The 24904-nt window shown below is 44.4% G+C and carries 21 protein-coding genes and 1 riboswitch; of the genes, 6 read left to right on the top strand and 15 right to left on the bottom strand.

From position 1 onward, the window contains the following. Positions 1 to 27 precede the first annotated feature (27 nt). Complete coding sequence (locus tag BM736_RS17750) at positions 28 to 558, top strand: type II secretion system protein (protein WP_076414615.1); 531 nt, start codon at positions 28 to 30, stop codon at positions 556 to 558. A 92-nt stretch (positions 559 to 650) separates the two neighbouring features. On the opposite strand, the gene BM736_RS17745 is transcribed toward BM736_RS17750, so the two are convergent. The 3 genes from BM736_RS17745 to BM736_RS17735 all read right to left on the bottom strand — a co-directional run bounded on the left by BM736_RS17745 (position 651) and on the right by BM736_RS17735 (position 5416). Then, positions 651 to 2828: a cation:dicarboxylate symporter family transporter gene (locus BM736_RS17745; RefSeq protein ID WP_076414613.1), complete on the bottom strand. Its 2178-nt coding sequence runs from the start codon at positions 2826 to 2828 to the stop codon at positions 651 to 653. A 259-nt stretch (positions 2829 to 3087) separates the two neighbouring features. Then, positions 3088 to 4350, bottom strand: a complete 1263-nt coding sequence (locus BM736_RS17740; protein WP_076414611.1) for a DUF5666 domain-containing protein — start codon at positions 4348 to 4350, stop codon at positions 3088 to 3090. A 163-nt stretch (positions 4351 to 4513) separates the two neighbouring features. Continuing rightward, on the bottom strand, positions 4514 to 5416 hold the full coding sequence (locus BM736_RS17735; RefSeq protein WP_076414609.1) for a LysR family transcriptional regulator: 903 nt from the start codon (positions 5414 to 5416) through the stop codon (positions 4514 to 4516). Between the two features lie 126 nt (positions 5417 to 5542). On the opposite strand from BM736_RS17735, the gene BM736_RS17730 reads away from it, so the two are divergent. Next, a complete protein-coding gene (locus tag BM736_RS17730; protein WP_076414607.1) occupies positions 5543 to 6073 on the top strand; it encodes an NADPH-dependent FMN reductase in 531 nt (176 codons plus the stop codon). Positions 6074 to 6130: 57 nt separating this feature from the next. Here BM736_RS17730 and BM736_RS17725 read toward each other — a convergent pair whose 3' ends face one another. The 9 genes from BM736_RS17725 to BM736_RS17680 all read right to left on the bottom strand — a co-directional run bounded on the left by BM736_RS17725 (position 6131) and on the right by BM736_RS17680 (position 16683). Then, positions 6131 to 6505 (bottom strand): cupin domain-containing protein, encoded by a 375-nt coding sequence (locus BM736_RS17725; protein WP_076414605.1) that lies wholly within the window; start codon positions 6503 to 6505, stop codon positions 6131 to 6133. Between the two features lie 107 nt (positions 6506 to 6612). Next, positions 6613 to 8235, bottom strand: coding sequence for an autoinducer-2 kinase (gene lsrK / locus BM736_RS17720; protein WP_076414603.1), 1623 nt, complete (start codon positions 8233 to 8235; stop codon positions 6613 to 6615). A gap of 317 nt (positions 8236 to 8552) precedes the next feature. Next, on the bottom strand, positions 8553 to 10295 hold the full coding sequence (locus tag BM736_RS17715) for a bifunctional aldolase/short-chain dehydrogenase (protein WP_076414601.1): 1743 nt from the start codon (positions 10293 to 10295) through the stop codon (positions 8553 to 8555). 132 nt (positions 10296 to 10427) lie between these two features. Further along, positions 10428 to 12257, bottom strand: coding sequence for a GGDEF domain-containing protein (locus BM736_RS17710; RefSeq protein WP_076414599.1), 1830 nt, complete (start codon positions 12255 to 12257; stop codon positions 10428 to 10430). A gap of 14 nt (positions 12258 to 12271) precedes the next feature. Then, positions 12272 to 12544, bottom strand: a complete 273-nt coding sequence (locus BM736_RS17705; protein ID WP_076414597.1) for a hypothetical protein — start codon at positions 12542 to 12544, stop codon at positions 12272 to 12274. A gap of 399 nt (positions 12545 to 12943) precedes the next feature. Next, the gene (locus BM736_RS17695; protein ID WP_076414593.1) at positions 12944 to 13213 is read right to left on the bottom strand and encodes a hypothetical protein; all 270 of its coding nucleotides are present in this window, start codon (positions 13211 to 13213) and stop codon (positions 12944 to 12946) included. Positions 13214 to 13341: 128 nt separating this feature from the next. Next, positions 13342 to 14151: an SAM-dependent methyltransferase gene (locus BM736_RS17690; RefSeq protein WP_143562426.1), complete on the bottom strand. Its 810-nt coding sequence runs from the start codon at positions 14149 to 14151 to the stop codon at positions 13342 to 13344. A 157-nt stretch (positions 14152 to 14308) separates the two neighbouring features. Continuing rightward, positions 14309 to 14842 carry a GNAT family N-acetyltransferase gene (locus BM736_RS17685; RefSeq protein WP_076414591.1) on the bottom strand — a complete coding sequence of 178 codons (534 nt, stop codon included), beginning with the start codon at positions 14840 to 14842 and terminating at the stop codon, positions 14309 to 14311. A gap of 83 nt (positions 14843 to 14925) precedes the next feature. Continuing rightward, positions 14926 to 16683 (bottom strand): pepsin-like aspartyl protease, encoded by a 1758-nt coding sequence (locus BM736_RS17680; protein WP_076414589.1) that lies wholly within the window; start codon positions 16681 to 16683, stop codon positions 14926 to 14928. A 337-nt stretch (positions 16684 to 17020) separates the two neighbouring features. Here BM736_RS17680 and BM736_RS17675 point away from each other — a divergent pair, with 337 nt between their 5' ends. Next, entirely contained in the window at positions 17021 to 18343 is a 1323-nt protein-coding gene (locus BM736_RS17675) for an amidohydrolase family protein (RefSeq protein ID WP_076414587.1), read from the top strand. Between the two features lie 54 nt (positions 18344 to 18397). Here the strand turns inward: BM736_RS17675 and azu are convergent, their stop codons facing one another. Beyond that, a complete protein-coding gene (gene azu / locus BM736_RS17670; RefSeq protein WP_372828707.1) occupies positions 18398 to 18865 on the bottom strand; it encodes an azurin in 468 nt (155 codons plus the stop codon). A 251-nt stretch (positions 18866 to 19116) separates the two neighbouring features. Here azu and BM736_RS17665 point away from each other — a divergent pair, with 251 nt between their 5' ends. Together BM736_RS17665 and BM736_RS17660 are read left to right on the top strand one after the other, a co-directional pair. Continuing rightward, the gene (locus BM736_RS17665) at positions 19117 to 19710 is read left to right on the top strand and encodes a DUF2059 domain-containing protein (RefSeq protein WP_083700317.1); all 594 of its coding nucleotides are present in this window, start codon (positions 19117 to 19119) and stop codon (positions 19708 to 19710) included. Between the two features lie 171 nt (positions 19711 to 19881). Next, positions 19882 to 20229 (top strand): DUF805 domain-containing protein, encoded by a 348-nt coding sequence (locus tag BM736_RS17660; protein WP_076414583.1) that lies wholly within the window; start codon positions 19882 to 19884, stop codon positions 20227 to 20229. A 184-nt stretch (positions 20230 to 20413) separates the two neighbouring features. Here BM736_RS17660 and BM736_RS17655 read toward each other — a convergent pair whose 3' ends face one another. Then, entirely contained in the window at positions 20414 to 21652 is a 1239-nt protein-coding gene (locus tag BM736_RS17655) for a TonB family protein (protein ID WP_076414581.1), read from the bottom strand. Next, a complete protein-coding gene (locus tag BM736_RS17650) occupies positions 21649 to 22101 on the bottom strand; it encodes a BlaI/MecI/CopY family transcriptional regulator (protein WP_083700314.1) in 453 nt (150 codons plus the stop codon). The genes BM736_RS17655 and BM736_RS17650 overlap by 4 nt, the downstream gene beginning before the upstream one ends. A 469-nt stretch (positions 22102 to 22570) precedes the next feature. After that, a riboswitch (cobalamin riboswitch) is annotated at positions 22571 to 22808 on the top strand. A gap of 118 nt (positions 22809 to 22926) precedes the next feature. Here BM736_RS17650 and BM736_RS17645 point away from each other — a divergent pair. Beyond that, on the top strand, positions 22927 to 24801 hold the full coding sequence (locus BM736_RS17645) for a TonB-dependent receptor domain-containing protein (protein ID WP_076414580.1): 1875 nt from the start codon (positions 22927 to 22929) through the stop codon (positions 24799 to 24801). The last annotated feature ends 103 nt before the right edge of the window (positions 24802 to 24904 follow it).

Genomic DNA, 24904 nt, shown 5'->3' with positions numbered 1-24904 from the left:
ATGTTCACTGTAGATTAAGAAGTTAGTATGAAAAAAACGAGAATGTCGGGCTTTACCCTTATTGAGCTTGTCGTGGTGATTATCATTTTAGGTATTTTGGCTGTAGTGGCAGCGCCTAAATTCATTAGTCTGACTAGCGACTCAAAAGCTGCAGTGCTTGAGGGCATAGGCGGTGCTATGGAGAGTGGCCTGGCTCTGGTATACAGCAAAGCTGCGATAGAGGGCCAAGAAAACGGTGATGGCCTGATAGATATTGCTGGTACTTCGGTGCCACTTTTTGATGGTCATCCGGCAGTTGATGGCAGTGATAGTTTTGATGAACTCAATGCACAAGTTCAAGCTTGGTTAGAGATAGACTCTGTATCGCTTACGGCAATTGAAGCAGATAATGATGCCGCGCCCTTTTTTATTGATAAATCGACCCGGCTAAATCGTATCTATATTTTCTTTGCTGAAGACCTGTCTCAAAAGAGCGTTCGCTTTAACTGTCATATTCGCTATACCAATTTAGAGTCAGCTACAGGTCCTGAGGTGATAGTCGAAACCGAAGACTGTTAACGCTGATAGAGTGTCAATGTTGGGGAAAAAAAGGAGAGCATAAGCTCTCCTTTTTGATCGTGCTAATTAGTACCTCACATCCACAAGGTGCGCTAATCTACCCAGTGCAATACATCACGTATGATTGACCAGCGAGGTTTCACCTCACTTGCGCCTTGTCCAAGCATCCAATAGTTATAGATCCGCTCTTGATGGCCATCAACCTTACGTAGCTTCTGCCAGTTGTTGACATAATTGAGCAGTGATTGATTGTTTTGAGCGACGGCATAAGCAACAGGGTAACGAGAGGTCGCTTCAGGTATCGCAATACCATATCCAGGGAAGAATAGCGTCCATGCAGAGCCTGCTTGGGCACTAATGACAACCGCATCATACTTAGGTTTCTTCTGCCTAAAGAAGTTTTTATAACCCGAAATTTTTACAAATTTAAGGTTAGGATACTTCTTCTGAGCCTCTTCGATAATATCCCCATGCTCCACATAGGCAACAGTGATATTTTCCATCTCTAAAATGCTCTCAGTCTCTTTAAACTGATTAACCATATGGTCACGAGTGGCGATGGCAAGGTTGAGTTCAAGTACAGGCTCGGCGTAACTGAGTTTGTCCATTTGCTCGATATCCATAGCCAGCCCAGACATGGCAATATCGAAAAATCCAGCTTTTAAAGATTGAGCTAACTGATCCTTTTTAAAGGGAATAAACTCAATTTTTAGCCCTAAATCCTCAGCCAGTTTAGAAGCCATAGCGCTATCAAACCCAACGAGCTGCCCAGCATTATTGTAATAGCTAAAAGGCACATTGCTGGGAATATAGCCCACTCGTAGCGTGCCACGGTCACGTATCATATCTAGACTTGCAATCGGCGTACTGGGCGTTACCCCAAGCTCAGGAAACTGCCTTTTCACCTTAGTGGGGACCTTATCGGCCACTTGCATATTGGCGATAACACCACTGGTTACCTCAGGGCTATGGATAAACATGCCCATGCCAACGCGCAGTACAATAATCGTTAATACGACACTGGCGCCGATACCCACTCCCATCTTGATAAGTCTAGGTGGACTTAGCTTAAGGCACTTGTGGAATAGAGCAGCGGTTAAAATTGTCAGTACAAACAGGTTCATCACAGCGGCGATAGAGTTAAATTTACCAGTGATAAAGCCAGACATCACAAACAGCTGGAAGAGATCTGAGGGGAGGTGAACCAGATCTAACATAAATGGAATGGCAACATAAACACTGCCAAATAGCGATAACAGACCACTTATTGATAGCGAGGGAATAGTGCTTAAATCAACAGGTGTGCCATTAAACCAGCCTGCAAAAAATACAAACAAGATAACGGTTAGCTTACCGATATTGGGGAAGGTAAAGGCGATTGGCACTAAGATCTCTATCAAGGTCGCGCCATCTTCGCTGAGCTTGTCATGCTCACGCATGATCTGTTTACACTCTTCGATAATCACTGGAATTACGATAAAGATATTACCAGTAGCAAAAGCGGTAACTAAGCTGGCTTTGGAGATACTTAATGCTTGGTGGAAAGTAATAGGTGTTAGTGATGCGACAATCCAAGGCAGTATCCAGAAGGTTAATAGCAGGCAAAGTACGAAATAGCTGATCAGATAGACCTGCATACTGGCAAACTCATCTACCCCCATGGTGCCAGCCGCAGAGGCCGACATGGCAAAAATGCCGATAGGTAGCACTTTCACTAAGCCACGAGTAATGCGTGAGAAAATCTCGCTGGTGGTGTGCATAAAGGTCAATATCTGCTGCTTATGCTCGCCCTCCATACCGATAAGGGCTAAGCCCATGGCGATACTGAATACCACCATGGCTGGCACGTAACCTGCTGCCATCGACTCGAACGGATTCGAGGGGATATAGAGTTTGAAATAATCTATGGCCGCCGAAGGCTCTATGCTGCTCGTGCTAAAGAAAGAGGCGGATTCAACAAAGGGAAATGATAATGGCATCAGGGCAATAACAACCAGTGCTAATAACCACAGCATTAACATGATCACCCCAGCTCGACTGAAAATGAGGGTTGCAGTGCTCTTTTGTAGCTTGCCAATACCGCCTATCAAGGAGACGAGAATATAGGGCAGTACCGTCATCTGCATCAGCAAGATAACCGCATTACCTATGGTGCTGAGCCAGCCAACAGATTCACCGAAGAAGATACCGACGCCAAAGCCGATAAACATGGCGACCAACATCTGCGAGGAGCTGGTCATAGAGATTAATTTTTTTACCACGAGCGACATCCATATACAAATTATACGACTACAGGGCCCATTAAAGTCTTTGGCAAGATTGGGCGAAAAGTACTGAGATTTAACAATGTTATTTGTAAATAACCCCAATATTCTAACATGTGTTTTATCTGTTTATTGAAATTAGTTTAGCAACATTTGGAGGAGTATTTAGTTGTTATATAGATAAAACATGGAGTGATTAGCAGAGTGATAGATAAGGGGAAAAGCGAGCCTAGGCTCGCTTTGTGAACAGCAAATGAATTATCCCTTAATCATCAATCTCGCAGTTATAAATGGTGCTGCCATCAAAATCGCAATCAGCTTCTACCCATTGGCCGTTATAGCTTGTAAGTGAGTTGTCACTCGCTCGATAGCCCCAAAGAGAGTTGTCGCTGACAGGGCCTTCAAGTTCAAGCTCATCATCTTTTTCTTCACGCTCAATCTCTTTAGCGATAAAGCGATGGTCAGCTTGTAGATAGTTCCCTTCAACCTCAACCCACACACCATGCATGTTATCCAGCGTTAAGCCATCGTCGAACTCAGTATTAGTATCAGTGCCTATGATGATGCCATTGATTGACAGTTCACTACCAACGACTGAAGCATAACCTTCAACCTCGAACTCTTTTCCTGTTGCGCCTTGGCCATCTTCAAACTCAATCTCATCGGCATAAAGGCCATTGTTGCGTTCAATGAGCTCCACTTCCACCCAGCGGCCAGAGGCTAAGTCCTCACGTTTACCGTCGTCAAATTCTGTCTTTTCGTCGACATCAAATTGAATACGGCCATTGAGTTCAACACGGGTAAAAGTGTTGTTGACCCAAGTGATCACGCCTTCAATCTCTGCCTCGTGATAGTCACCTTCATCTTCAATTTCAACTTTTTCCGCTTTGAGTTGCCCATTAGTGAATTGACCGAATGCTTCTACCCAAACTCCCTCTTCTAATACCTCACCGTTATCGGCATCGATAACAGCATTCGAGTAATCAATTAGCACATTACTGATTTTAAAATGGGTGCTGGTTAAATCGGTAACCTTGCCTTCAAGCTCTACAAAAGTGATCTCTGGCACTTTTTGCACAGAGGTCACTTCAACACTACCGTCGGCGTGATGGTAAGTGGTTACCATCACCCAATCACCGACAGATAAACCTTCAAGCCCAGCAGCAAAAGTCAGTTTCATGTTGTTAATGGTAAAATCATTGCCATTAATATGGGAGATCTCACCGGTAATAGAGGGGTCGAGTTCAATAGATGAAAATGCCTCACCTTGTGAACTTGCTTTGATGCGCATACCGGGCGCAATATCCGATAAGCCTAGTGTCTCGCCTTGATAACCAATAACCGCTTGTTCAGCCGATGCGGTATAGCCATTAACCGAAATGGTTTGCTGACTATCGGAAACACTCTGAACCTGACCGCTTAATTTAGCGGGAAGGTTAACTGGATTGCTGTTATCGCTGTCACTACTACTACCGCCACAGCCGATTAAAAACAGTGCGACCGAACTTGCTACTAATGTTTTCTTCATGTGTAGACCCACCTAATAATTATTTACTCTTTTCCCATGCTAAGAGACATGGCTTAGAGTCATTTTTGTGAGTGGGATAATCAGTGCTGAATCTTAATTTAGCCTTAAGTTTTTATCAAAAAACCTAAAAGTGGCCTGTAAATGCCTTAATGTTAACTAGGCTTCATCTGCTGGAAAGGTGTTCAACAGTTAAATCGATAAAAGCCCGCACCTTAGGGGATAAGTGCTTACGACTTGGGTACACCACAAAGACATCGATATCTGATGCAGGAAGCTCATCGAAAAGGACCTCTAGCTGACCAGATGCAATAGCTCTTTCGCTATAAAAGCTTGGAAGGCGGCATATTCCATGACCAGCTATCGCCATATCGAGTTTCATCTCACCACTATTACAGAGCACCTTTTGTCGAACATCGACAGTAAAGGGCTTCCCCTTTTTGTCGGTATACTCCCAGCGGTTTGGATGTTTTAAATTGGAGTAACATAAGCAGTGATGCTTGCTCAGCTCCATCGGGTGGTGGGGGCTACCATGGCGCTCTAGGTAGGCTTTGGATGCCACGGTATAAGCCTTGCTCGTGTATATTTTACGGCAAATAAGGCTAGACTCATCCAACTGTTGAGAGGCACGAATCGCTAAGTCAAACCCTTCAGATATCACATCTGCTCGACGGTCATTCATATCTAAATCTAGGGTGACATTTGGGTAAAGTGACATATATTCACATAATATGGGTTTTAGATAGAGGTTGGCAAAACCCACAGGGCAACTGATCTTCAACTCACCTTTTGGGGCTAGATCTTTATGCGTTATGAGGTTTACAGCAAGTTCTGCACTGCCTATCAATTGCTGACATTCAAGATGAAAAGCCTTGCCCTCAGGGGTTAAACCGATAGAGCGAGTCGTACGATTTAGCAATCTGACACCAAGTCTTGCCTCCAGTTTATTCACCTCTTTACTGATAAACGAGGTGGAGTGCCCCAGTGCTTCAGCCGCTGCTGAGAAGCCACCACTTTTAATTACTTGATCAAAAATGATCAAACCGTCAAAAAGTTTATTCGAAGTCATATGGAAACAATCTTTGTCATTTTAGGTTATTAATCTTTATATGGGTTAAATATACACTGGTTGTCATTGAAATACAGCGTGCTTGTAATACAAAGCATCAGATTAAACCAGATATGGAGATAGACCATGAAACTATTAGCCTTTGCAGCAAGTAACAGCACAAAATCGATCAATAAGCAGCTTGCCACTTATGCAGCATCACTGGTGGAAGGGGCTGATGTCGAGATACTCGATATTAATGACTACGAGATGCCTATCTTCAGCCAAGACAGAGAAGAGGAGCTAGGTCAGCCAGAGCTCGCGCAGAAGTTCTTTGCCAAGCTAGGCGAAGCCGATGGCATCATCATCTCATTTGCCGAGCATAATGGTTCATACACAGCGGCTTATAAGAACCTGTTTGATTGGACTTCACGCATCGACATGAAGGTGTTCCAGAACAAGCCGATGGTGCTGCTTGCTACCTCTCCTGGACCTGGAGGCGCACAAACGGTACTAGGTGCAGCCACTGGGTCGGCGCCTTACTTCGCTGCAGATGTGAAGGCGAGCCTCTCTATCCCAAGCTTCTTTGACAACTTCGATATGGAAACGGGCAAGTTGAGTAATGAGGAGTTAAAGCAAGCGCTTACTGAAGCGGTATTTAAACTTCATGAAGCATAACTATTGCCCTAGTGTTTAGGTTCTAGCTTCTATTTCATAGGCGCTAGAACCTCAACGTCACTCATCTTTCGGGAAAGGCTTACCGGGCTCCCAATCGATATAGACACTGTCTTTGACCTCGCTGTAGGGCGCCTTGATAAATACTGATTTGAATGATTTATCACTCTCGTTTCTAAATAGGTGCGACTCGCCAGGCTCACAGCGTAGGTAGTCGCCCTCTTTGATAACAACGGGCTCGCCATCAACATACACAGTACACTCCCCCTCAAGCACCAAAAAAGACTCCTCTTGCGTGACATGTTTGTGGCAAGGGTGGGTTTCACCAGGTGTTATCACCACAATGCCAAAATCGACTCTTGGTCCATTAGTGAGGTATTTAGGTCCATACTCGCCAAAACGATATTCATGTTCAGATTGATTAGTTAAATACATAGCGGTTCCTGTTTTTGTATTATTTGCTACGAGCTACGAGCTACGAGCTAGATGTACTATCTCGAAACTCGAGACTTTCTTTGCTCTGTCTTGCGCTCGCAACGTCTTTAAAGCCCTGGCGCTTGCCACATTGAGCTTGTTAATCCTTTATCGACCAGTTTGAGTTGCTGCTCGTAAACCTGTATCCAGCGTGCTTTTAAGCTTTGGTAGTGCTGGTAGTTTTCCATATTGGGCTGATACTCTTTTTCCCAACGTACAATTGAGTCAGCGGCTTCTTTGATGTTGGCAAAGATGCCCACACCAACGCCAGCAGCCATGGCGCAACCTAAAGAGGTGGCTTCTTTAACTTGAGGTATCTTCACTCTTTTTCCTGTGACATCAGCAAGGATTTGTGGCCAGAGAAAACCTTTACTTGCACCGCCAGCAAATACAATCGTCTGCTCATTACTCTTTTGGCTAGCGCTCTCTTGGCTAGCGCGACCGTCTTTGAAAGTGCGACTTTCTGGTTGGCTAAATGCCTGAATACTTTCAAGGTTAATCGCCGAAACAATACAAGCATTCTCCTGTAAGCTACGAAATAGGCAAGCGGGGTTGCTCTTTTCTGCGTCCAGAGACAGGTTGATAAATGAGGGCGCGGCGTGATACCAGTGGTCGTAATGCATCGCATCAGAAAATATTGGCAAGATATCATAGCTACCAACTGGAACCTGTTGAGCTAACTCCTCCATATAAGCATAAGGGTCAATCCCTGACTCTATGGCGAGTTGCTTTTCGAGATGACAAAACGCGTCGACAAACCAGTGCATCACTAAGCCACTAAAAAAGGTGATCCCCTCGGCTTGAGACAGCCCTGTAATTACATGGGGATTTACTCGGATCGACATATCTTCAGGTGGTGGGGTTTGTGCGTCGATATTGACCACTTGTTGCCAAAAGGTGCCGCCTAAGACCGCGATATCGCCAAGGTTGACCACGCCAAGGCCTGCTGCGCCAAGTTGCACATCACCGCCCCCCATCACAACCGCAGTACCAGCACTTAGACCTGAGTCTCTTGCTGCTTGCGCTGTGACTTCACCTATTTTTGTACCGGTTTCAACCACGGGAGGAAAGATAGCAGGATTAAGGCCGACCTCCTTTGCCATCTCAGGTGCCCAGTTGCGTGAAGCCAGAGAGAATATACCTGTGGTGCCAGCATTAGAGGGGTCGGTGGCAATCACGCCGCTGAGTTTAGCTAGTACCCAATCGCTCAGCATGGCAACCGATGCCACTTGGTCATACAATTCAGGGTGATGCTCTTTAAGCCATAACAAGCGGGGCAGAGCACCAAGAGCAAAGGTTTGCCCAGACTGTTGATAATCTCGATATTCAATATCGGGGGAGGACGCTTTTAAGGCGGTGACCTGTTTAGATGCGCGGGCATCGACATTGGCAACCGCCCAGATCTCATTACCATTTTTATCGAAGACCACAATGCCTTCACGCATACTGGTCGCTGATACTGAGATAATTTGTTGAGGGGTTACCTCAGCGTTATTGATCGCTTGTTTGATACAGCGACATAACAGCGGCCAGTCGTTATCAAAATCAAAGCCCATAGAGTTATCAACGCCTGCCTCGGCTAAGTGTTGCCACTCCTCTTGCCCCACTGAAATTTGCTTTCCTTGCAGATCAAACAGCACTGCACGGCCACTGCCCGTGCCTGCATCTATGGCTAACAGATACTCTTCCATTATCACTCCTTGATTAAGAAATTAAACTGCTGTTATCTCTACTGTGGGCCCTGAAACACGTTCAGGGTGACAGATTACTTTTTCTGTTCAGTTTTGTTCTGTTGCTCTCGGCTCTTGAGTTGTCTTTACCTATCTTTTTCTCGTAACTCGCAACTTTCTCAGCTTTTTCTCGCTGCCCACTATTCGAGACTGTGTTTGATGCGCTTGTAGCACTAAGCATTAGACACTAAGCTGTAAGTGATGAGTAAGTGCAGGAAGATATCAACGCTGTACTTACAACTTTTGACTCACCACTTATTTCTAAAATTTCTCAGCCCTTAAACCGTCACTCCCTCTTCATGGGGGACATAGTCTGTCGATAGCAACATAGTGATAGCGCTGAGTAGATTAAATACGCCAGTTTGCGGGTGCTCACCATTGGTCTTTTGCGTGGCTAACATTGGGCTAGCTGAGCAGTTTAGATGCAGTACTTTAATACTGTCATCACTCATAATGGGCAAAGCACCGTGGTTTACGCATAATACTGTGGGATTGATACCATGAATTAAAAAGGGCTCACAGGCTTTGAGTAACATCAGGTTAGCGGGGTCATCACCAAGGCATAGCACCATATCGAGCCCGCCATAATCTATGATGGCGGTTTCGGCGGCTTCCTGACACTTATCTAAGCTATCAAATTCCAAGCAGTCAAACGCCAAGTGCTCGCCTAGCTCAACGACATTGGCGCCTAGGGTTTCTAAATGGCTCACCACGGCCTGGCCAACGTGAGTTGAGGCTGTGGTAACCATGGCCACTTTGCCCAGTAGCGGTTTATGGTCTAAGCTCGCACCTTTTTTCAGCTTGGCTTGCTCAAGCTCCCAATATTCCACGGAAAATATCTCCGCGGGGCTCAAGGCTTGGTAGCCCCCAAGTGCTTCTGCGGTCAATATTGCATCGAAAGTGTGGCTGGTGATATCTTCGATAATCAAGGCCTGATCGACGGTTTTTCCGAATGAGATAGCTGCTCGGTTCTGCCAGATAGCGAAGTTAGGGGCGTAGTTAAGCATGGTTTGGCCGCTTTGAAATTTTTCAAAATACTCAATATACGCTTGAGCATAACGACCAAGCTCATTATCGAAATCTTCATGTAAAATTGCGGGAATACGTTTAGTACGAATAACGTGATCGGGAGTGAGTGGCCCGCGACAAGCTATGCTGTTTAATTGAGGGTGTGAGGCGATATGGCATGAGCCCTTACTACTGTTTAGCAGTGCTATGTGCGCCGCGCCTTTTTGCGATGAAACTAGCTTGCGGATCTGAGCCAGCTCAATCAAATCAATACTGACCTCATCATCAGAGTACTCAATTGCTTGCTGATCATCCTCCTCTCTTGTTTCAGCATTAATGCACAGGTTTGCTTCGATAAACTCTTCAGCTTGAGTGACCAGTTTAATGGTGTTTTCGTATGCGGTTTTAGCATCATCACTGAAGGTGAACAGGCCATGGTTCATTAACACCAAACCCTCTATCGAGTGCCAGTCGATAGCTTGGGTCAACTCATAGACGAGTTTTGCCAGTGCAAATCCGGGCATCACATAGGGGATCACTAATACACGTTTACCGAAAAGTTGCTCAATATAGGCTTCGCCTTCGGGCGTATTGGTTAGGGTAACTATGGTATCGGCATGGGTATGGTCGACAAAAGCAAACGGGATAATCGCGTGCAAAATGGCTTCAACAGAGGGATTCGGTGCGTTTGGGTCTATCATGGCGGCGCGCTGATACTTGACCATATCACTGTCAGTCAGTTCAGGTAACTTGGCCATATTCAGTAAAACGTCCATCTTAACCGGCGCAAAGCCCGCCGCTTCGATTGTTTCTAAATCCCAACCACTGCCCTTAACAAATAGTATCTCTTCGCTATCTCCAAACAGGTTGTTAACTTGGGTTTTTACTGAGGTGTTGCCGCCACCGTGAAGAACCAGCGAGGGCGCTTGGCCGAGCAAGCGTGAGGTATAGACACGCAGATCAACTGCAGTAGTGAATTGACTGGCGGTTTGTTCATCCCACAAGCTTTGCATAGACATTCCTTTTTAGTTTTAAAAAGGCCCTCAAGCTCAAAGCTATTAATATAAAGCTAAAAATCTAAATGCTTCGTACTTGAAACCATACTTAAAATTTAGCACCTGCAGCATAAAACTGCGCTTGGTGTGTTAGCTGCCAGTAAATAGCGGCAGGTCAGCCTGGGATGTTGCTGAGGTCATCCCTGTATTTGTACTTGGATCTGCATCCTCTGGCTTTGAGTAAACAGTAATGCGGTTACGGCCGTTGTGTTTAGACTGATACATCGCTTCATCAGCATCGGCAATCAAGCTCTCTAAGGAGTAGCTCGAACGCATTGTATCGGTAACGCCAAAGCTGGCGCTAACACTAAAGTCAAAACCTGAGCCTGAAGAGTCGATACGCTCAATGACCTTGCGGTACTCCTCTGCAATCTTAGTCGCTGTGAGTAGGTCACAGCTTGGTAGCACGACGCAAAACTCCTCACCGCCAAGCCTTGCAAAGATATCATTATTGCGTCCCTGTGCTTTACACACCTCTGCGACCCGTTTCAGTACCCAATCACCACAGGCATGACCATAGCTATCATTGATGTTTTTGAACTTATCCAAGTCAAACAAGATACAGCACAGATACATATCGGTATTAGCACAATATTGAAGGGCACTTTCGGCGACTTGAGTAAAATGGCCACGGTTTAAAATGCCTGTCAGTGCATCATATTCAGCCAACTGTTTAAGACGTTTTTGGGTCATCCACGACTTATAGGCCCAAAACAGCAGCAAGGTGATGATTGCAATTAACATGGCAATAAATAGACGATTATTCTCAGCCTCTGTGGCCGACAGTTTCTGTTCAACTTTAAGCAGGTTGTTCTGCTTATCTAACAGCTCGATGCGGCTCTTCTGCTCAGTGGTCTGATGCTCTGCTAACTGGAAGGCTAAATGCTTAGTCTTGATATCATCCAGATAAGCTCTATCGGCCTCGGCATACTTCTTATGATATTCAAGTGCCTGCTGATGTTCACCACGGGATTCAGCTATTTGATAGAGGACTTTGTAGGCGATGACTGTGGGCTTATTACTACCGATATTTTGAGATTTTTCTAAAGTCTCTATTGCATATCGCTCAGCTTGAAAGCTATTGCTATCTTGTAGATATGCATCTGCAAGTAATGAGTAATACCTTGCAAGTGCTGGTACGTAACGAGTCTGTTCGATAGCCGATAATTGTTCGTTTAAGGTTAAAATCGCTTTCTGAGGGTTATTGTTCTTAAGGTGAAGCTCGGCCAGGTAACTATAGATGGCGCTTTCCATCACCACTTCATTGCTCTGCTGGCAGGCTCGTATCCCCTCAAGGATCTGCGGATCATCTTCTTTAAGTAGCCCAAGCTCGAATTGAGATTCTAGTTTTAGGTTGTGGGCTACACAAAGTGTTCGACCTTCAATAGGTTCATGCAGAAGTTTATTTGCGAAAGATAGAGCGAGTTGATATTGACCAAGTTGGTTATAAAAAAGAGCTGCTGAAGCAATGCCTAACTGTCTAACAGCATCATCTTTTATTGTTGGTGTTAGCTCTATTATAGTGGATAAACGGTTTAGACCTACACTCCAACTCTTAGAAATAGCATAAATGTTAACAGTAGATATAGTAGCTTTATATTTTAATAAGTTAGTACTTTTATGAGATTGAATAATTTTATCATAAGCACTGATTGCTTTTTCAAACTCTCCTTTAAAAGATAGCTGGTACCCAAGTAAATATTCTAGATGTAGCTTCTGTGTTGGTGAAAAAGGTAGATTTTCATTACTCAGCTCAACTAAGAGCTTATTAAATTCAGCTGGCGAAGAACTCTTTATGCTTTCAGCATAAATTAGAGTTTTATTTATATCTAAGTTATCAGCCGCAACAGTACTGCTGATATCAACAATTAGGCATACTACAATTATATTGAGTATGCCTTTGTTAATATATTTATACACTTGATGTGATATTCTTAAGCTGCTTTGTTAGTCGATTTGTCATCGACTTTATCCGCTTCTTCACTATCCTCTTTTTCCTTTTCTTCATCTTCAGCTGGTAGCATAATACAAACAACATCAGGACAAACATCGAGTTCGCGTTTAAGATTAATTTCATCTCGGTTTAGTAGAGATTGTTTGAGCTCACTAGTGAGTGCAGACTCTTGAATCGCTTGCTCAAAGCTCTGCTCTGTTTGAAGCTCTGAATCTTGTCCCATACGCTCTAGCAGTTGAATAATGTTCGACATTTTCTATTTCCTTTTTTAGTTGTGCTTTTTACAAGTGCCGCTCAGGGCTGGCTTTTTATTAGTGCAGCTCAAGGCTGTTTACAAGAGCCGCTCAGGGCTGTCTTTTTATTAGTGCAGCTCAAGGCTGTTTACAAGAGCCGCTCAAGGGCTGTCTTTTTATTAGTGCAGCTCAAGGCTGTTTACAAGAGCCGCTCAGGGCTGACTTTTTATTAGTGCAGCTCAAGGCTGTTTACAAGAGCCGCTCAGGGCTGTATTTTTATTAGTGCAGCTCAAGGCTGGCTCTTTACAAGTGCCGCTCAGGGCTGTTTACAAGAACCGCTCAAGGCTGACTCTTTATACGCTCAGGGCTGACTTTTTATAAAATCCGCTCAGGGCTGACTCTTTATACGCTCTGCGCTGTTAGGCCACGATGCTCAAAGGGCTGCTCTCTACATCGGTGCTGTCATCTTCATCTTCTTCGTGCGCAACAAAGACACAGTAAATATCTGGGCATACATCTAACTGCTTCTCGAGTGAGATTATATCTTTATTGATTAAGCTCTGCTTGAGCTCATTGTCTAAAGTTGATTCATTAACGATCTGCTCAAATTCGGCTGTTGCTTGCAGGCTGGCATCTTGCCCCATACGTTCTAGCAGCTGAATAATGTTTGATGATTTCTGTCTGTTCACAATTTGTTCCCTCAAAGTTATGTGTCTTATTGTTCTGGTTAAAGTCCGTTATTATTAGCTACGAGCTACGAGCTACGAGCTACGAGCTATGAGCTTTTCGAAGCTCGTGACTCGCAGCTTTCTTTGCTTTAGTTCTTAGCAAGTTCGCTTTCAGCTTCTAGCTCTTTTTCAATTTGTGCCAACCTGTCTAATACAGCTTGGTTGGGCTGCATCTTCTGGCTTGGCGGAATAACTAGGGTGGTATGCATATAGATATCAGCATCGGCCAGTTCAGCCAGAGTCAGTGTCTGTTTACGTACTGTGTCTATTGGCAGTACCGCCGCTTCATATAAGATCACCTGATGATCGAGCGGATATTCAGTAGATAGCAGCTCTATTAATACTTGGCGGTGAGCGGCGCCTGTCGCAAACTTGGCCATACTCTTATCGCCTGCAAGTCCTATCTGCCATAGCACTAGATAACTCGATGGATCGAAGCGGCGCTGATAAAACATAAACTGGCTGGCTTCAAACTGCTGACAGCCATATTTGCCAGGGTCGATACCAAGATCGGCAATGAGGCAGTCTTCGGCAGAGATGCCAGGTACCATGACGGCATCAAAACCTTCGGCTTTAGCAAGTTCTATTGATTTGTGCGGGGCGTGGGCGAAAACCCCCGGATGACCATAAAATGCGCCGACCACTTTTTTGCCAGCGCGCACCTCAGTTAAGATGGCGTCAACCATCTCACGATAAGTAATATGGCGGGATTTACCCTCTTTGTAGTAGACCTGCAGTGAGCGTACATCGCTGTGCATCTCCTGTAGCCATAGCTCGACAATACCATTTGAGACACCTGAAAAGACCACATCGGCTTGTTCGATATAGCTCTTAGCGAGCGGGCAGATATGTGCCCCCAATGTCATCCCTATACCCACACAAGCTAAACTACCAGCCATTTTCAGTCCTTTGTAATTGTTTTTGTTGGACGATCTCTTTTTACGCTTTTTCCTTCAATACCTGCTAAGTCACTCAGTATAATGAGGTTTAAGCTAATCAAGGCGAACATTCACGAAGATAACAGTTATCTTGTCATTTTAAAATGGGGGTGTTGCCTTAATGTTGTATAAATGTGTCTTTGTATTGGGTTTTAAGCATGTAGCAGCTTGCTTGACCTGTATTTGGCAGTAAGTTGTCCATATCTATCTTGTAATTGAGCTTTTGCGCGATTCTTAGTATTGCTTTGTTTTCAGGTAAAAAGTTGGAGTACATCTTGACTAAATTAAGGTGTTTTAAACCGTATTCAGTGAGAGCGCCAATTGACTCAAAGGCGACATGTTTCCGATAGCTGCTCGGCACTAACATGATGCCGAACTCGGCTTGCTGTAAGTTACTTTTATCTCGACTGATATTTTGAATCCCCAAGGTTTCACCGCTATTTTTATCGGTGATCACCCAGACATATAAAATCGGTTCGGGTTTGTTGGTCATCTTTAAGCAGGTAGCGAAGCACTTCTCAGCTTTCTCTTGTGTCAGTGCTTTGCCGATATTTCTCATGACCACATCGTCTGTATAAAGTGCGCAATATAAAGTTTTATCTTGGACGTCTATGGGTCGCATCGACAGGCGCTTAGTTTCAAATCTATGCATCTATTTCCTCTTTCCTTGCTGTTCTTCTATTCTTGTTCGCAACTCGCAACTCGCAACTCGCAACTCGCAACTCGCAACTGCTTCTACTTGCGTTTAGCAAAGCGGATAACCCCTGTTTCATGGGCAGAGCGATCGAAAACAACAAAGTAATCGTTCATCAATGGTAAACCCAGCAGCGACTGATTAGGCCATCCGGGAAGCTGGGAGAGAATTTTAAAGCAGGCTTTGCCTTCGCTTGGGGTGTTAGTTTGCCAGTAGTGTTCGGGCTTGATAGTGATGTTTACCTTTTTATACAAGCCGCCGCAGGCGCTTTCATTAGAGTCTGGATTGCGGTGTGTTTCGCCGAGGAAGCTGAAGGTGAGTGTGGGCCACTCGCTTAAGTCGAGTTGGCTCTGGTCTATGCCCTTATATTGCTGTGCTATCTGTTTAAATGGTGCGATTAACTCGGCAAATTTAGGGTTGATAGCGTTGAAGCTTTCGAGCATGGCGTTGTAGAGGTATTTAGTTAATACGATACCTGATACGCCTGTATCGACAATGGCATTACTGCGGCCGCGCATCTCTTTGTTCATGCCGATGGCAGTGAGTAGTGCATGATCGTGCAGATCCTCCTCTTTAGATCTGTTGTGCTCCTGCTTTGACTCTTGATTTAGCGCGAGCTCCTGCTCTAACTGGTCGGTGAGTTGGCTGTCTACTTCGGGCTGGTCGCCGACTTGAATGGCGATAAGGTTTACGTTGTAGTATTTGTCTTCGACCACTGAGATGGTTTGAAACTCGCCTTGATAGAGCTCGGTATGCTCCTCGCCGCCACCTAGTATCAGCCAGCCTTGGTTGAGTGGGTCTTGCGCTAACTTTTCAAACTGCTTAAGGGGTTCAGACTGTTTAATCGGTTCAGACTGCTCAAACGTGTTTTTACGCTCGCTGCTTTCTTGCTGCTGAGCGTCACCGCTAGCACTAGTTGGCGTTTCAATAGCTGAGCTGGATACATGAACGCTTGAGCGGCGACTATAAAAGGCAAACTTATTGGCGGTGAGGCCTTGTTGAGTCAGGTCGGTAAAGTAGGGCACGATATCTTGGGTCGGTTGCTGTTTAAGAAACTTTTTAAACTTGCTTAGATCGTGGCTGGTAAAGCGATCATTACAGGAGTTGCTCGACTCTTTATTAGTGCCGCTCAGGGCTGTTTCACTAGAATCGCTCAAGGCTGATTCATCAGAACCGCTCAGGGCTGGTTCGTGAATTGTGGGTTGATAGCTGGTTTCGCAGATACTGATCTCATCATCAAAGGGCCACGGGTAGGTGAGGGCAGGAGTGATATCATACTGCTCAAAATAGCCCTTAAGATCGTAACTCTTATTCAGTTGATGATACGCCAATCCTAGAATTCCGTCGGCATCGAGAAAGGTACCTTCCTGTGCAATAGAAGAGACAATTGCTACGGGGCAACTCTCAAGCACGATAGGCTGATTTGATGTAGCAAGCGTTTCTAGTTGGCTATCTTTTTCCAACTCTTCACGGATCCCCACTCGGGTATGAATAACTGGGCCATCCCAGCCGCCAGCGCCATAGAGTACCTCTTGAGCGAAGCTCGTGGCGACTAAGGCACTGTCATCCTCCTCAACATAGTCACTACTGCTCACGACTAAGGTACTGCTGCCAGTATCAAGAATAAGGTTTACTGGTTCCTTGTTGGCACCGATACGCAGCTGGGCACAATAGCCGCCCATGGCATATACATTGGTGATTGGCACTTTTAGGGTACGGGGCAGAGGTTTAGTTAAGTCTTGCTGCTGACTGCTTTTCGGATCTTGCATAGTGCTATCTTGTTGAACGTCACTGATCATGGACTTCCCTGCTGACCTTTATAAATTATACTTATTGTTTTCTGCTATTTACCTAGACCTCAATCATGGGAACCTAAGGTGCTGAAATAGGCTTAGTGTTAATATTTTTAAAGCATCAAGACCTGATTGGCAATGGATTTTTATTACCTATCCTTTGGGCGGAAAGTCAGAGATTATTTACAGATTTACAGATTTTTCCTGCTTTATCATCTGGTTTGTTACTGCCGAGCGCTTGTAGTTACTCGGAATTTTTGGCAGGTTATCAGACTCATTTCAATATTCATTCTGAAAATGGTGAAAGTTATTCATCATTGGATCTATATTCGAGGAAGTTTCGATGACTAATAATAAGAATAATAAGCTAGCTCTGGGAGTTGCCTGTGCATTCTCTGTGTGTGCGTCGTTGTCTAGTGCGCCGCTAATGGCGGCCTCTTTCACGGTGATTCATGCCGGAGAGCTGTTAACTGTTCCGGGTAACAAGCCATTGACTGAGCAGACATTAGTCATTGCTGAGGGCGGCAAGATAAGCCAAGTGAAGAGTGGCTATTTAGATCCTAAATCATTTGGCAGTGATGTGGATTATATCGACCTGAAGAACCGCTTCGTGATGCCAGGAATGATGGATATGCATGTGCATCTACAAGGTGAATTAGGCCCGAAGAATGACAGCGAAAAGCTGCGTATGTCTGATGCCGATGTGGCTATTCGCAGTGCCCACTTTGCCAAGTTGACCTTGCTAGCAGGTTTTACCACAGTGCGAGATTTAGGGGCTAAACCTGAGCAGATTTATGCACTGCGAGACGGTATTGCTAAAGGTTGGGTCGATGGGCCGCGTATTATCGCCTCTGGCGGGGTGTCGGTGACAGGCGGTCATGGTGATGTTGATGGTATGAGTCCAGACTTACTGGATAAATACACGGCTAAGACTATCTGTGATGGCCCTTATGATTGTCGCAGCGCGACTCGCCGAGCCATTAAGTTTGGCGCCGATGTGATAAAAATTACCTCCACTGGCGGCGTGTTGTCAGATACCGATACTGGCACTGGCCAGCAGATGGCTAATGATGAGCTAAAAGAGATCATAGATACCGCTCATGCGCTGGGCCGTAAAGTGGCAAGTCATGCCCATGCTACTGAGGGGATTAACGCGGCACTGCGTGCAGGCGTTGACAGTATCGAGCATGGAAGCTACGCCGATAAAGAGAGTATCAAGCTGATGAAGAAGAACGGTACTTACCTCGTGCCGACGCTGCTTGCTGGCGATACTGTTGTTCAGATGGCCGATAATTCTGACTTTATGTCGGATGCGATAAAAGCCAAGGCTAGACGTGTCGGTGTTGATATGACTGATAACTTCAAGGCGGTGTATAAGGCTGGGGTTAAGATTGCCTACGGCACTGACAGCGGCGTGTCTCAACATGGCACTAATGCGCGCGAGGCGGTGTTAATGCATCAAGCGGGTATGAGCAATGCTGATATTTTAAAATCGGCCACGATTAACGGCGCTGATTTGATTGGTAAGTCAGATTCATTAGGCACGCTAGAGGTGGGTAAGTATGCCGATATTATTGCGACTGATATTAGCCCACTTAAAGAGATTGAAGCGCTTTTAGATATCGACTTTGTGATGAAAGGTGGCAAGGTTTATAAAAACAAATAAGCGATGAGTTCCTAGGATCGGTTATCTAGACTCTAGGAACTTTAAACTAGACTCTTATTTAATCACAAAGTTACCCTGCATGATGGCCCAGTGACCCGGGAATGAGCAGAAGAACTTGTAGGCTTCTGTCGCGCTCATGCCTTCGGTGCTAAAGGTGATTGAGGTAGAACTGCCGCCACCGACTACGTCGGTGTGGGCGATAACTCGAGTATCACCGTCTTTGACATAGTTTTTAGCAGCACCAGCTGCCATGCCGTCGTTGGCAACGCCCTGCATGTCTGCTGCAGTGGTGAGTACCCAGTTATGACCCATTGCCGCTTTAGGAAGTTGGCCTGCATGGTTAAGTGTTAAGGTGACCTCTTTACAACTGGCGGGGACGCTGAGCTCTTTGCTATCGAACTGCATCGCATCGTTGGCGCTGATACTAAGCGCACATTCATTGGCCATAGCCTGTGAGCTAAAACCAAATAGGCTGCTGAAACCGAGTAAAGCCACTGCGCTAATCGTCTTGAGACGACTCATTGAGATTTTCATTGTTGAAATCCTTTTTTTGATTATTAAGTGCGATACCGAGTGGTATTTGACACGGCGTTATCTTAATGAAATTAAATCTTAATGAGAATCGTTATCATGGGTTTTATTGTCTGTGCTCCTGTTTGGCTATTACAAATTTAAACATGATCACCTTAGGTATTTACAACAATATTAGTGACTTGAGAATAGATTTATGAGAAAGTTCGTTGAGTGATAATTTACAATTGCATGGAGGCAAAATGAAATCATTTACCACGCGTTTACCTTTCCCCTCTTTTTTCGCGTTACAAACCCCTTTGAAGTCATTGCGACGCAATCTTTCACTATTGTTTATAGCGAGCAGCTTGCTGGTCAATTTTACTGTATCTGCAGATGAAGATTCACGACGTAATGATGTTGAGCAACTCCTTATTGAGATGAAAACTGAGTCGATGATTGACACTATGTATGATCAGATGACTCAAATGATGTTAAGCATGAAACAGCAGCTTAACGTTAAAGAGTCTGAGGAGGAGATGTTTGAGAAATTTATGCTTAAGAGCACAGAGATCATGCGTCAAGAGCTTGGATGGGCTCAGTTGAAGCAGCCAATGATTGATCTTTATGCTAAACATTATTCAGAGCAAGAGCTTGCAGACATGCTAGCTTTTTACCGCAGTGATTCTGGTCGCTCTATGGTAGCGAAGATGCCCATTGTAATGCAGGAGTCTATGATGATGACTCAGGCTTTAGCTCAGCCTATGATATTAAGGATGCAGGAGCTGTCTGTGGAGTTTAATGAAGAGTTACAAGCAAAGAGAGAGGCTAACTCTAGCGAAGAGGTCGCTGACTAAATCTGGCAAGGCTGAGTCAAGTAAGACTGGTCTGATAGATAGGTCAAGTTAACAGCCAAAGCGATTAGATCGAATAATTAAAATCAGTGCTCATATTCTGAGCGCTGATTTTGTTTTAAAAAATGACACGAAAAGTGTCTACATTGGAACTAAGGAGTAACAAGGAAAAATATGGAATATTTTATTGGTGCATTAAAGAAATATGCTGATTTTACAGGTCGTGCACGTCGTAAAGAGTTTTGGATGTATATCCTGTTTTATATGATTTTTTATGTGTTAGCTGCGGTGATTGATGGAATCTTAGGAACGATGATTTTTTCATTAATACTCGCTCTGGGTCTATTTATCCCTTCAATTGCAATCTCTGCGCGTCGACTGCATGACACCGGGCGTTCAGGCTGGTGGCAGTTGATTGGTCTGGTTCCGCTTATTGGCGCTATCGTGTTGCTTATCTTCTATATTCAGGACAGCATTGGTGAGAATGAATACGGCTCTAACCCTAAGGCTGTAGAGGCTTAATAGGCGTTTAATCGATGTAAGGGAGGGTAGTGTGTTTATCCTTCCTAATCGCTTTACTGTTCAACCTTATTTATCACTTTTCTGCAGATACGGAAAAAGAGCTACGCGGCCCTTTTTCAAAAAGCTTACTCTTCAACCTCGTATTGGCTGAAAGTAGGCGGCTTGAACACTTGATTGTTTGTGGTTATTTGGCTGTTACCTTAATACGCTCCACATTGGTTGCTGGCTCATCAATAACGAAATCCAACTGAACCTTAGCACCTTTTGCGCCTTTTTTAGACTTCTTATAAACCCATTGCTTCAAGGCTTTAACTGCTGATTTGTCGAATACGCCCGTGGGAGAAGACTTAACCACTTTGATGTTAGAGACTTTGCCTTTCGTGCTGATATCAAATTTGAGCTGAACAAAACCATTTTGCTTTGCTTCTACAGCGGCTTTTGGGTATTTAGGCTCGACGCGAGTCAGTGGGTGAATATCTTGTTTCTGACTTTTCGTTGATTTTTCTGCTTGCTCATTTGATGAGCTTTGATGATCGCCTGCCAGTACTTGCTGGTTGAGCATTAAGCTTGCAAAGCTTAAACCGAGCGTCATAGCTATGATAGTTAACGTGCTCTTTCCATGTTGCTTTTTCATTTGCATTATCCTTTCCTTTAAGATGTTTTTATTTCCGTAGTGTGTGTGCAACATGCCAATATTGGCGTGCTGAGAGTAGGCCAATAACGCATGGCTATAGGCAATTTTGTCATTGGTATTCATCGATGAGGTGATTTGAGCATCGCAAGCTAGCTCCTGATCATCTCGAAATCGGCGGTAGGCGAGCCAGCAAAGCGGGTTGAACCAGAACATAGTGAGCAGTGCATAGGCTAATAAGTTAGTGATGATATCGCCGCGATCATGATGATAGCGCTCATGCTCCAGGACTGCTTCTTGTTGCGATGCAGACAACTTATGAAAGTCATCAGGCACAACTATGATGGGCTTAAGGACTCCCGTTAGCATAGGAGAGGTGATATCTGGGCTCTGTAATATAGGCAGTTTGTCTGCTTGCGTTTTGCTATATGGCTTACTTTTCTTTAAAAGTTGGTTTAAGTATCGTCTCTGTAGAAGTAGTAGGAGTGCCATAATAGCGATTCCTGATAGCCACAAGCCTACCAGCAATGGTGTTGATAATAGGGTGCCACTTTTTTTAACTGCCATTGATGCGAGCACTCGGTAGTGCTCAAATGTTTCAAGTTTAGATTCAGCGAGTAAGCTAGGCAGTAACTGCAATACCAAAGAGCCTAATAGCATTAGGGGGATAGCTAACCACAAGCTATAGATATGATGTGCGCCTAGCTGTTTCAGTAGAGGTTTATGGAAAATCAGCATAAAGGCACTGACTAGGCTGATGAGTATGCTCTGTTCCATGAGCCAGTTAATCATGACTTTGTCTCCTTGACGTTTGAGCCGATATTTACATCAATATGCGTAGTATTACCCTGTTCAGTGCCACTGTGTTTAGCATCATCGTCTTGCCAGTTATCGATTAAGGTTTTCAATTCTGCAACATCTTCAGCGCTGAGTTTATTCTCTTTGGCAAAGCCTGCAACCAGGGGAGCGACACGGCCTGAAAACATCCGTTCGACGAATGATTGGCTCTCCTTAATTTGGTACTCACTTTGGTTGATAAGCGGTGAGTAGAGGTAGCCACGCCCCTTTTTTTGAAACCCGATCGCCTGTTTTTTTACTAATCGGTTTAGTAAGGTTTTGACTGTTTTTTCGTGCCATTCGTTAGCATTTGCCAGTTTTTCCACCACTTCACCTGAGCTGATCGGTGATGATTCCCATAGAATATTGAGTACGGCAAGTTCTGAATTACTGATCTCTTTCATTGGTTATTCCGTTTATCAAAGTGGTGATTACTCACAATCTTTCGCAGCAATAATTTGGATTACAGATGTAATCTCTAAAATTAAGATTACATTTGTAATCATATATGGCAAGTAATTTTGTTAATTTAATGATTTAAAAGTTGTAAGCTTGTTTAGTTGACAGGCTGAGGTTTTGTTTTGTCATTATTAATCAGTGTTTTATGTGTTGTCTTGGTCAATGTGTCGCTCACTCTTTTACTAGGAAGACGCATTAGGTGGCTAAGGTTAGACTTTTAGGTAAGCAGAATGTCATTCAAAAGTTAGACATTTATACGTATAGACGTCTATAATGCGGCGGATCGTCACTCAGCATTTATCAAGGTACTGAATCAAGGTACTGAATAGAGTACTGAAAAATGAGGTACACACTGGGTGCGTTCTTGGAACTAAATATTTTAGTCAATCTTTTGTGGTGCCTAAACCTGTATTGTTTGTTAGTTGCTGACTAAGCGCTAGACACTCTAGGTAAGGGATAATCGGGAAGTCAGTGAAAATCTGACACTGCCCCCGCAACGGTAAATGGTAAGAATCAGGCGCGTCTATCTATCTTTATAGCAATATAGAGCAAGAAGGGAGCGTTTAAAAAGCCTGAATTCGCGCAGTGTTATATGACTTATAGCCACTGCAGAGCCTAAGTCCGGAGACCGGCCCATTAGATGATTTTGAGATTTCGGCGGGCAGATCTCGAGATGCGTTATCAGCTGTAGCTATATCACCCGATATAGGCTCTATGGCTTTATATCGTGACATTTTTGCCCCGTTTTCCTTTCAGGAGTTAAAGGTAAAATGGGTACTTTCTCATATAACAAGTCAAACAAACTATCTAAAATTGCTGTGCTAGTCAGCAGTGTTATCGGCTTTTCAGCCTTTTCAACGGTTGCGGCTGAAGTTGCATCAAGTGCAGATGTGGCCGATGAAACCATTACTGTGACAGGTTCTCGCTTTGATAGAACGGCAGACCAGCAACTAACCGTTATCAATACTATCGAGCGCGAAGAGATTGCTCGCCTTAATCCTAAGTCTGTGGCGGACGTGTTAGAAACACTGCCAGGCGTGAGCGTAACGCGTAATGGTGGTGCAGGTCAGTCAACATCTATCAGTGTGCGTGGCAGCAATTCTAATCATGTATTAGTGCTTGTTGATGGCGTTAAAGTAGGTTCAGCCACTTTAGGTACGGTAAGTTTTAACACCTTGTCGCCTGAAAATATCGAACGTATCGAAGTGCTTAAAGGTCCAAGAGCGTCGGTTTGGGGCAGCGATGCTATTGGTGGTGTGATTCAAATCTTTACTCGCCAGCTTAAAGGCGGCGAATGGTTTGCTGGTGCTGAGTATGGTAGCAATGACTATATTCGTGGTTCATTTGGCGCTGGTATGACACATGGTGAGGGCAGCAGCACGCTTTCTGTTAACCATGAACGGTCAGAAGGTTATGATGTTTATAACGGAGCCGAAGTCGAGAACGATGACGATGGTTACAAGCGTAGTGCGATTTCATTAAAGGGCTCTCAGCAGATCAATTCGAACTGGCAGGCATTATGGAATGGTCAGTACGATAAAGGTAACACTCAATACGATGATATCTACGCCTCTGGTTCGGCTGATGAATCTGACTATGAGAACTACCTTTGGAATCTTGCGACTCAATATAGCAATGAGCAATTTACCAGTAAGCTAGCAATAAGCCAGTCTCGCGATTACAACGAAAACTTCCGTGGTGACGATGCGAGTGTGCCTGTCTCTATATTTGAAACTAAGCGTGACCAAGTTAACTGGAGCAATCAGTATTTAGCTGCAAACTCCCTGACGTTCACGGGCGGTATTGACTGGTCAAACGAATCTGTTCATGGCGATTATGCACAAGATGAGCGTGATATTTTTGGTGCCTATGTCTTGGTTCAAAAGCAGTGGAGCAAGCTACTTGCTGAAGTTGCAGTACGCTATGATGATGTAGAAAATATCGATAGTGAAGTATCGTATAATGCCAGCCTAGCCTATCAGTTCAATGACCAATGGCGTCTGTCTGCGACAACAGGGACAGCGTTCAAAGCCCCCACCTTTAATGATCTATATTGGCCAGGTTCAGGGAATCCAGATCTTATCTCTGAAACAGCTGAGAGCTATGATTTAACCTTGAATTATGCCGCTAAAGATATTCGTGCTTATATCAGCATATTTCAAAACAAGATTGATAACCTGATTGCTTGGGCACCAACGGGTGAAAAAGATGATTATGGTTGGGATATCTGGAAACCTGCTAACATCAATGAAGCTGAAATTCGAGGTGTGGAGCTGTCGGCAAATTATCAGCTATTTAGCCTAGATCATCAGCTGGGTTATACTTACCTAGATGCAGAAAATGTGCAAACGGGTGAGCAGCTTGTAGGTCGCAGTGAAAATGAGTTTAACTATATGTTGAGCTATGGCTGGGAGCGGTTTGACCTGCTTGCTAGTTACCATTACCAAGGTAAGCGTTATGCAGGTAATGATAACTTTTTAGATGCCACTCATAAAGTTGACCTAAGTGTTGGGTATCAGCTTGATGATGCGTGGAGCCTACGTTTAAAAGCGAACAATCTGTTTGATGAAGAGATCATCTCTGCGCACAACTACTTCAGCCCAGGTAGGGAGTATTTCCTTAGCGTGAGCTACCAAGCTTTTTAATGACTTAGTTTTATCATTGTTATTTGATTGAAATTAAAGCCAGGCCTTGTGTCTGGCTTTTTTATTTTATACCAATTCTATCAAATGTATGATCTATTCAGAG

Origin of the sequence: Shewanella sp. UCD-KL12 (assembly GCF_001957125.1) — a bacterium.
Lineage (GTDB): Bacteria > Pseudomonadota > Gammaproteobacteria > Enterobacterales > Shewanellaceae > Shewanella.
The sequence above is the reverse complement of the archived record's forward strand: the minus strand, read 5'-3'. Positions and strand labels throughout refer to the sequence as shown.